We start from the raw sequence: 8,217 nt of genomic DNA on the forward strand, positions 1-8,217 counted from the left end.
TTTGTAAGCGTTGAACACCAGATATTTTTGGTGATTTATCCTCGCGTCATGTAATGTTATTTGTCAACGAAGAGGAGTGGGGATAAATAGGTGAATAATGGATCAATGTTATCAAAAAGAATGTATTAGAACATCATTTCAAGACTCTAAAAAAATAAAAATGGAGTCATTAGATGAAGCATGTCGTAGGGGGCATGAAAAAATATGCGATTCTTCTGGTATTATTTTTAGCTTGGATTGTAGGTTATTTTGATTACAGGAATAACCGGTCTGGCAAACTCTTTCTTTGGTTTGATCGCTTCCCGTATTATGGTAGGGGCTGGAGAGGGCTCTTTTCCTACAGCCAGTTCCGTGGCAATCGCCAATTCATTTCCTAAGAAGAATCGGGCACGTGCCAAGTCGTTTGTACAATCCGGCGCTTCAGTAGGGCTTGCAATCGGCTCGATCATCGTCACTTCAATGACAGCTTCTATTGGATGGAGAATGATGTTTTACGCGCTTGCGGCAGTAGGGTTGGTAGTAGCGATTTTGGTTTGGTTCGTACTGAGGGCGTCCGCTCAAAATTATGAGGTTGGGAACGAACAGAAGGTAAAAAAAGTCCCTGTCAAAATGATATTAAAAACATCCATGGAGAGATCAGGAAGGTGCAGAATGTTAAATGAGTCCGTGAGGCTTGAGAAGGATTTTCTTGGTGAGAAGGAAGTCCCGCTGCATGCTTACTATGGGATACAGACGTTAAGGGCTGTGGAAAACTTCCCGATTACCGGATATACGATTCACAAGGAACTGATTACGGCTATGGCAATGGTCAAAAAAGCGGCTGCTACGGCCAATATGGACATGAAGCAATTGACCCCGCGGCTTGGTCAGGCCATTGTGCAAGCTGCAGAAGAAGTGATAACCGGCAAGTGGCACGATCAATTTATTGTAGATCCCATTCAGGGCGGTGCCGGCACTTCCATTAATATGAATGCGAACGAGGTCATCGCCAATCGCGCGATCGAGCTGCTCGGAGGCTCGAAGGGAGATTATGGCACGCTTAGTCCGAACACGCATGTGAACATGTCCCAATCGACCAATGACAGCTTTCCTACAGCCCTTCATATTACTGTCTTGTCCTTGATCGAGAAGCTTCTCGCAACGATGAGGGAATTGCACGAAGCCTTCCTTCGAAAAGCCAAGCAATTTGACCATGTTATCAAAATGGGCCGCACCCATTTGCAGGATGCGGTTCCAATCCGGCTTGGCCAGGAGTTTGAGGCTTACTGTCGGGTACTGGGGAGAGATATCATTCGGATTCAGCGCACGCGAGAGCATTTGTATGAAGTGAATTTGGGGGCTACAGCGGTAGGAACCGGTCTGAATGCGGAGCCCCGGTACATTCGAAGATCGGTCGAGATTTTGGCCGACATCAGCGGGTTTCCGCTTAAGAATGCCGAGCATCTGCCAGACGCTACGCAAAATACGGACGTCTATACAGAAGTATCCGCGGCTCTTAAGGTGTGTATGATTAACATGTCCAAAGTGGCCAACGATTTGCGGTTGATGGCATCCGGGCCGCGGGCAGGCTTGGGTGAGATCAGCCTTCCTGCCCGCCAGCCCGGTTCCTCCATTATGCCCGGCAAAGTAAACCCGGTCATGTGCGAGGTTGTCAATCAGGTCGCTTTTCAAGTAATCGGCAACGATCATACGATTTGTTTGGCTTCGGAAGCGGGGCAGTTGGAGCTAAATGTCATGGAGCCGGTGCTGATGTTCAACCTGCTCCAATCGTTAAGTATGATGAATCAGGTGTTTAACGTTTTCCGTACACATTGTCTGGAAGGCATTGAAGCCAACGAACAGCGGTGCAAAGAGTATGTAGATAGAAGTGTAGGTATTATGACCGCCCTTAACCCCCATCTCGGTTACGAAGCATCGGCACGAATAGCACGCGAAGCGATATTGACCGGGCAATCCGTCCGCGAGCTGATCTTGCTGCATAATGTGCTGACCGAAGAAGAACTGGACTTAATTCTTGATCCTTATCAAATGACTGAACCTGGAATTGCAGGGAAAACATTGCTGGAAGTGGAGTGAACTTTATGAATCATCATCAAATCATATCGGAGATTATTGAACAAAAGAGACAGAAGCTGATTGAAGTGAGTGATAAAATTTGGGGATTTTGCGAAACTCGTTATGAAGAATTTCAATCTGCCGAGGTTGTCGCCAAAGTTCTTGAAGAAGAAGGGTTTCACGTTGAGCGCCGCGCAGGCGGTGTTAAGACTGCCGTTGTGGGAAGCTATGGGAGCGGGAAGCCTGTCGTTGCGATATTGGGAGAGTTCGATGCTTTGTCCGGCTTGAGCCAAGAGGCTAATTCAACGTTCAAGGAACCCATCCTGGAAGGCGGCAACGGGCATGGATGTGGACATAATCTGCTAGGAACGGGTTCCCTTGCAGCAGCTATTGCGATTCGCCATTATATGGAGCAGAACGGACTTGAAGGAACGGTGCGCTATTACGGTTGTCCTGCCGAAGAAGGTGGCGGCGGGAAGGCGTACATGGCTAGGGCAGGTCTCTTTGAAGATGTGGACGTTGCGTTTACATGGCATCCTTGGGATGAGAATCTCGCCTACAACGCGAGAATGCTTGCTACCTGCCAGGTCTATTTTAAATTTACTGGTATAAGCTCTCACGCTTCGGCAAGTCCTGAATTAGGTCGCAGCGCGTTGGATGCGGTGGAGTTAATGAATGTGGGAGCGAACTTCTTGCGGGAGCATATCATTCAGGACGCGAGACTTCATTATGCGATTACGAATGCCGGCGGATTTGCACCGAATGTCGTTCAATCGGAAGCGGAAGTCTTGTATAAGATCCGCGCTCCCAAGATGGATCAGGTTCGGGAAATTCTAGCAAGAGTCTATGATGTTGCCCGTGGAGCTGCCTTGATGACCGGGACACAGCTGGAGACGCAATTCGATGCGGCTTCTGCGGATTTGATCCCGAATAAAACGTTAGGGTCGATGATGCATACGCAATTTATGCAAATCGGCGGTGAATCCTACACCGAAGAAGAGCTGAACTTTGCGAAAGGGATTCAGGCCAGCTTCTCGGAAGCCGAAATGAAAGCCGTCCATAAAAGCAACGGAAAAGTGCTTTCTGAGCAGGTTAATCCCTACTCTCCCGAGCCGGGCTTTCTCGCCGCTTCGACGGATGTTGGCGATGTGAGCTGGATCGTTCCAACAGGACAGGTCTATGTGACTACTTGTGCTTACGGAACTCCGCCGCATAGCTGGCAAATGGTTTCGCAAGGTAAATCGTCCATTGCCCACAAAGGGATGCTGCTAGCCGGTAAAGTCATGGCATCCTCAGCTATCGAGGCCATCTTAAATCCGGCGATTATCGAGCAAGCGAAAGTGGAACATAAAGAAGAGCTTGGCGGAGAAGTTTATCAATCCATGATTCCTCCGGAAGCAATGCCGGCACCAATTAGACGCTCGTAGTATTAACCGCTTTAGAAGCACAAAAAAATCACCGGACTATTAGTGATTTGATTCAACCAAGAGGTGATATTTATATGGTGAAGTTGTCCTCCCACCTAAAAACGCTGCTCATCATTACTCTCGTTTTGTTGTGGGGTTTATCGTTTCCAATTAATAAAATGATTCTGAGCTATACCCCGCCAATATTATTCGCAGGTATGCGTACATTAGCGGGCGGTCTTTTACTTGTATTGCTCATGCTGGGGAAGCGGCATCAAATACAATGGAAACTGAATTGGCAGATCTATACGATTTCCGCGTTGCTTAATGTTGTATTATTTTTCGGGCTGCAGACTTTGGGGTTGAAATTTATGCCTGCAGGATTATTCTCAGTACTCGTTTATTTGCAGCCTGTTCTTATTGCCATTTTTGCATGGATTTGGCTTAGCGAGCGCATGTCTTGGTTTAAGGCAATCGGCCTTATCTTTGGATTCTTCGGCGTAGCCGTTGTCAGCCTGAAAGGAGTGTCCGGCCCTATCTCCTGTATTGGTGTTTTCATTGGGATATGCACATCCATCAGTTGGGCGCTAGGAACCGTGTACGCTAAAAGAGTGAGCTCTCATGTTAATTTCATGTGGCTTGCCGCTTTGCAATGTATCATTGGCGGGGCCATTCTAACCGTCACAGGCTCTATGTTGGAGCCATGGAGCGCTATCGAATGGAATATAACCTATCTAGAGGGAATGGCATTTAGCAGTGTGCTAGGAGTGTCCGGTTCGTGGTTTCTGTACTTTACGCTTGTGAATTCCGGGGAAGCCAGCGTCGTGACATCTTATACGTTTCTCGTGCCTCTCGTCTCGGTTTTAACAGGTATCCTATACTTGAAGGAATCGTTTACTTTTTATTTATTGCTAGGATTAATTTTTATTGCAGTCAGTATTATCATGGTCAATCGAAAGCCGAGATCGCTTCGTATGATGTCCTTTCAAGACAAAAGGAGTATAAGGAATGGCTTATAACAGCATGGTTGTCAGATTGGAATTAACCCGTGTTTCTTTTGGAGATGTAGCATCAGCTATAGGTAAGGCTGGCGGAGATATCATTTCCATTGATGTCATTCGCTCAGGCGTAGAAACGTCTGTCCGTGACATTTCGATCGAAGTAAATGATGCGCAGGAAAATCAGGTTATCGCTTCTCTTAAAGCAATGGAAGGAATCCGGATCATCAATGTGTCAGATCGTACGTTCCTTGCTCATATTGGAGGAAAAATATCGGTTGAATCGAAAATTCCGGTGAAAAACAGGGACGATTTGTCCAGAGTGTATACGCCCGGTGTTGCCAGGGTTTGCTCGGCTATTCATGAGGATACCCAGAAGGCTTACTCCTTAACCATCAAACGAAATACGGTGGCAGTGGTCACGGACGGCACTGCCGTATTGGGTCTCGGAGATATTGGACCTCATGCGGCGGCGCCTGTTATGGAAGGCAAAGCGATGCTGTTTAAGCAACTTGGGGGAGTGGATGCATTCCCGATTTGCCTGGATACGACTAATACCGAAGAAATTATTCGTACCATAAAGGCGATCAGCCCGATTTTCGGCGGCATTAATCTGGAGGATATAAGCTCCCCCCGCTGTTTTGAGATTGAAGCACGTTTGACGGAGGAGCTGGATATACCGGTTTTTCACGATGATCAGCACGGTACCGCTGTCGTTGTCATTGCAGGGCTGTTGAATGCCTTGAAAGTTGTCGGCAAAAGAATGGATCAGGTTCGCGTTGTTGTGAACGGTATTGGAGCAGCCGGAGTCTCGATATGCAAAATGCTTCTGAACGCAGGCGTCAAACGGCTTGTTCCCGTAGACTTGGAAGGAGCTATCATACGCGGAGGCAGCTATTCACATGCGATGTGGCAATGGCTTGCCGAGCAGCCTGAAGTGGAGATGCAGCATGGAAGCTTGAAGGATGTCATTCGGGACGCCGATGTATTTATCGGCGTATCGAGGGGAGGGCTGCTGACGGTCGCTGACATCAAGCGAATGGCGCCGGACAGCATTGTCTTCGCAATGGCCAATCCTAACCCCGAGATCGCCCCGGAGGATGCTCTACCTCATGTGAGGGTATTTGCCACCGGACGAAGCGACTATCCTAACCAAATTAATAATGTCCTTGTATTTCCAGGAATTTTCCGAGGCGCACTTGATTGTCAGGCCCGATCCATTAACGAACCGATGAAGCTTGCGGCCGCACGAGCCATCGCCTCCGTTGTAACTCAATCTGAATTAAACGAGCAATATATTATCCCAAGCATCTTTAACGAGCAGGTTGTTGCCAAAGTTAGACATGCGGTTATTGAAACGGCTATTATAACCGGAACTGCTCGTCGCATACCGTCGGATTTTAGGTAGAAGATGCTGCTGCGCGGTCCAAAATCCTATATTAACTATAAAGAAAACTGAGGGTTTATTCGTATGGAATTTACATCAGCACAAAAGGTGATTATTATAGCTGAGTTCAGGGAACTACTCAACGAAACAATTGAAGCCTTAACAGAAGGCGGCATTAAACTAGAGACTATTGAATTTCGGGCATAGATAATACAATTGGTACCTTATGATTCTGTAAAAGCTGATAGGCTGTTTGGTCGAAAGGCTTCGCGAATATACACGCGCAGATGTCGGGCATATTGCTTCTATTGAATATGGCTCGGAAGGTCACACTCCTAATAAACCCTTATAAAACTTGGGTAAACTGGCTGTAAACTTATCGGAAATTTCCCGGAATTGTTGTTCTGTGAGTAAAAGAACTTCTTGGAGAGCTTGCTTTAACAGATCAACCAGTAGCAATAGAGCTGTTGCCAATTTGATATCTTCAAGTTCGTCGCAGCAAACATAGAATAAATGACCAAGCGTGCGTTGATCTTTATTCTCCCTAGTTTCCATCGCAAGAAAAAGGTTTCGCGTAAAAACAAAGCTTGTATGAGCAAACATCATATCATAGGAACGCCCTTGAAATTCCTTAGCCAGACGTAAATAAGATTTGTTCATCTTGAAGAAGACTTCGATATCCCAACGTTTACCGTAGATACGAACGATTTCTTCTTCCGTCAAATCTAAATCTGTGGAGAGTAAAGCCAGCCATTGTTTGGAACGGTTTCGATCACGAACGAATACGATCCTCGCCTTGACTTCGTGATTTTTATCATCAATTCCAATTGTGACCACGATAGAGGCTAAGATATTCGCTTTACCACGCTTTTTGCGTACTTCTTTGTACAATGCATTCAAGTTGAATCCCTCGGTGAGGCGGGGGATTTAAGTGGCTTTGTGCACGGTAATGCCTTGCTGCGTCATGCTGGACATAACCTCGCTGAAGCAAGTTCAGGTAAATGGACCGGACAGATGAAGATTAGCAAACGTGGTCGCTCTCGCCTCCGACGATTTATCTTCATGATGACGATGAGTTTAGTAGCGAACAATCCGGAGTTTAAAGCCATGCATGCATACAATGTACATGTAAAGAAGATAAAGAAAATGAGGTCCATTATGAAACTGTGTGGCAAATTAGCTAGAGTTTTAGTTGGAATGGCTCGCAGCGGTGAAGCGTACAATCCTCCTAAAACGATGCCAACCCAGCTAGCAGCTTAACCTATACTTTCCGTTTCGTTGTACGAGTTTTGTCTTATTCGCGGGAATTCAAAGAAAGCATGGAGTACCGGATGTATTGAACCAAAGGGCACCGACCCGTAACGATAGCAAGACCGGCCTCCACCCCTTGGACAGGTGTAACGAAGGAATGAGAGGGCATAGACCCGTTGAGACATGGGAGTGAAAACCTCCAGGGGCGGCGTGGAGAATCGTGCATTATATGGAATAATATGGGGTTTTAATCCCCCCTGTATTTCGTTGCGCCTTCATGTTGCCCAGGTCTATTACGAGGTCTCTCTTCCAATCTTTCTGTACTTCTAGCAAGGGTGAAATCCTGCGAATAAGCGAGCATTCGTGAGAAAACTGAATCGTACCGAGGGAGCTCAATAAATACGAAGAAGCGGCAGCCTGCATAAAAGGCTGCCGTTTTCTCAATTAACGGGCAGTAGAGCGTGGTGTAATCGGAATACTTTTGTGGAATTATTTGTAAAAATAACGCAACGATATAGAATGTTTATACGTCTAATATGTGTAGAAACGGGGTGTATGCATGATACGAACAAAGATAACGATTGGAGTGCTTATTGGAATCATCGGGGTGTTGGTAATGATCATAGTTATTAATTTAACGACTGACAACAAAAATGTACTTGAAAGAAACGATATTATCCTTCACCATTTCAATAAGGTGGATGTAGACCGTTTAAATGAGATGGTTCAGCGTCATAAAAATGGAAAAGGCGACTATCTCGTGCTCATTCCACCGATTATCGACGGTGGTTTCTGGATTCATGATGTGCAATCAAATGGCAGGGAGGTCACCTGGACCATTGATAACACCAGGGATGGAATGAGTTCTGAGCATGGAAAACAGGTTTACAGATGCAAGAGGATTAGCATGGATGAGACAAAGGATCATTATGTGTATACACTTAATCAATGTGACAATGAAGGTGAAAAGAGCATACCAATTTTTAGACTACTCAAGGAAGATGTTTTGTTACGCTAAACATTCCTGTAATGACTAAGATTTGGACTTTGTCAAAAAAGGAGCGCCTCGGTATGATGGGTTTGTGCACGGGTTTGAAACCCAATACCATCAAGGAGGCGC

Annotated in this window: 8 protein-coding genes and 1 pseudogene; 8 read left to right on the forward strand and 1 reads right to left on the reverse strand. The window is 46.1% G+C overall.

Annotated features, from left to right (window positions below):
- Positions 1-173 precede the first annotated feature (173 nt).
- The 6 genes from AC58P7_RS32165 (at position 174) to AC58P7_RS32190 (ending at position 6,053) form a co-directional block, all read left to right on the forward strand.
- Positions 174-377 carry a hypothetical protein gene (locus tag AC58P7_RS32165; protein ID WP_497350176.1) on the forward strand — a complete coding sequence of 68 codons (204 nt, stop codon included), beginning with the start codon at positions 174-176 and terminating at the stop codon, positions 375-377.
- Positions 310-2,076: an aspartate ammonia-lyase gene (gene aspA / locus AC58P7_RS32170; RefSeq protein ID WP_497350174.1), complete on the forward strand. Its 1,767-nt coding sequence runs from the start codon at positions 310-312 to the stop codon at positions 2,074-2,076. The genes AC58P7_RS32165 and aspA overlap by 68 nt, the downstream gene beginning before the upstream one ends.
- 5 nt (positions 2,077-2,081) lie before the next feature.
- Positions 2,082-3,482, forward strand: a complete 1,401-nt coding sequence (locus AC58P7_RS32175) for a M20 family metallopeptidase (protein WP_497350169.1) — start codon at positions 2,082-2,084, stop codon at positions 3,480-3,482.
- Positions 3,483-3,556: 74 nt separating this feature from the next.
- On the forward strand, positions 3,557-4,480 hold the full coding sequence (locus AC58P7_RS32180) for a DMT family transporter (RefSeq protein ID WP_497350175.1): 924 nt from the start codon (positions 3,557-3,559) through the stop codon (positions 4,478-4,480).
- On the forward strand, positions 4,470-5,867 hold the full coding sequence (locus AC58P7_RS32185; RefSeq protein WP_497350170.1) for an NAD-dependent malic enzyme: 1,398 nt from the start codon (positions 4,470-4,472) through the stop codon (positions 5,865-5,867). Before AC58P7_RS32180 ends, AC58P7_RS32185 begins: the two co-directional genes overlap by 11 nt.
- A 63-nt stretch (positions 5,868-5,930) precedes the next feature.
- On the forward strand, positions 5,931-6,053 hold the full coding sequence (locus AC58P7_RS32190) for a hypothetical protein (RefSeq protein WP_497350171.1): 123 nt from the start codon (positions 5,931-5,933) through the stop codon (positions 6,051-6,053).
- 120 nt (positions 6,054-6,173) lie between these two features.
- On the opposite strand, the gene AC58P7_RS32195 is transcribed toward AC58P7_RS32190, so the two are convergent.
- Entirely contained in the window at positions 6,174-6,746 is a 573-nt protein-coding gene (locus AC58P7_RS32195; protein WP_497350172.1) for a hypothetical protein, read from the reverse strand.
- Positions 6,747-6,755: 9 nt separating this feature from the next.
- Here AC58P7_RS32195 and AC58P7_RS32200 point away from each other — a divergent pair.
- Together AC58P7_RS32200 and AC58P7_RS32205 are read left to right on the forward strand one after the other, a co-directional pair.
- A pseudogene (locus tag AC58P7_RS32200) lies at positions 6,756-7,106 on the forward strand (transposase); the annotation flags it as partial.
- A 550-nt stretch (positions 7,107-7,656) separates the two neighbouring features.
- Positions 7,657-8,115 carry a hypothetical protein gene (locus AC58P7_RS32205; RefSeq protein ID WP_497350173.1) on the forward strand — a complete coding sequence of 153 codons (459 nt, stop codon included), beginning with the start codon at positions 7,657-7,659 and terminating at the stop codon, positions 8,113-8,115.
- Positions 8,116-8,217: the final 102 nt, after the last annotated feature.

This window comes from Paenibacillus sp. J22FR5, assembly GCF_059691975.1.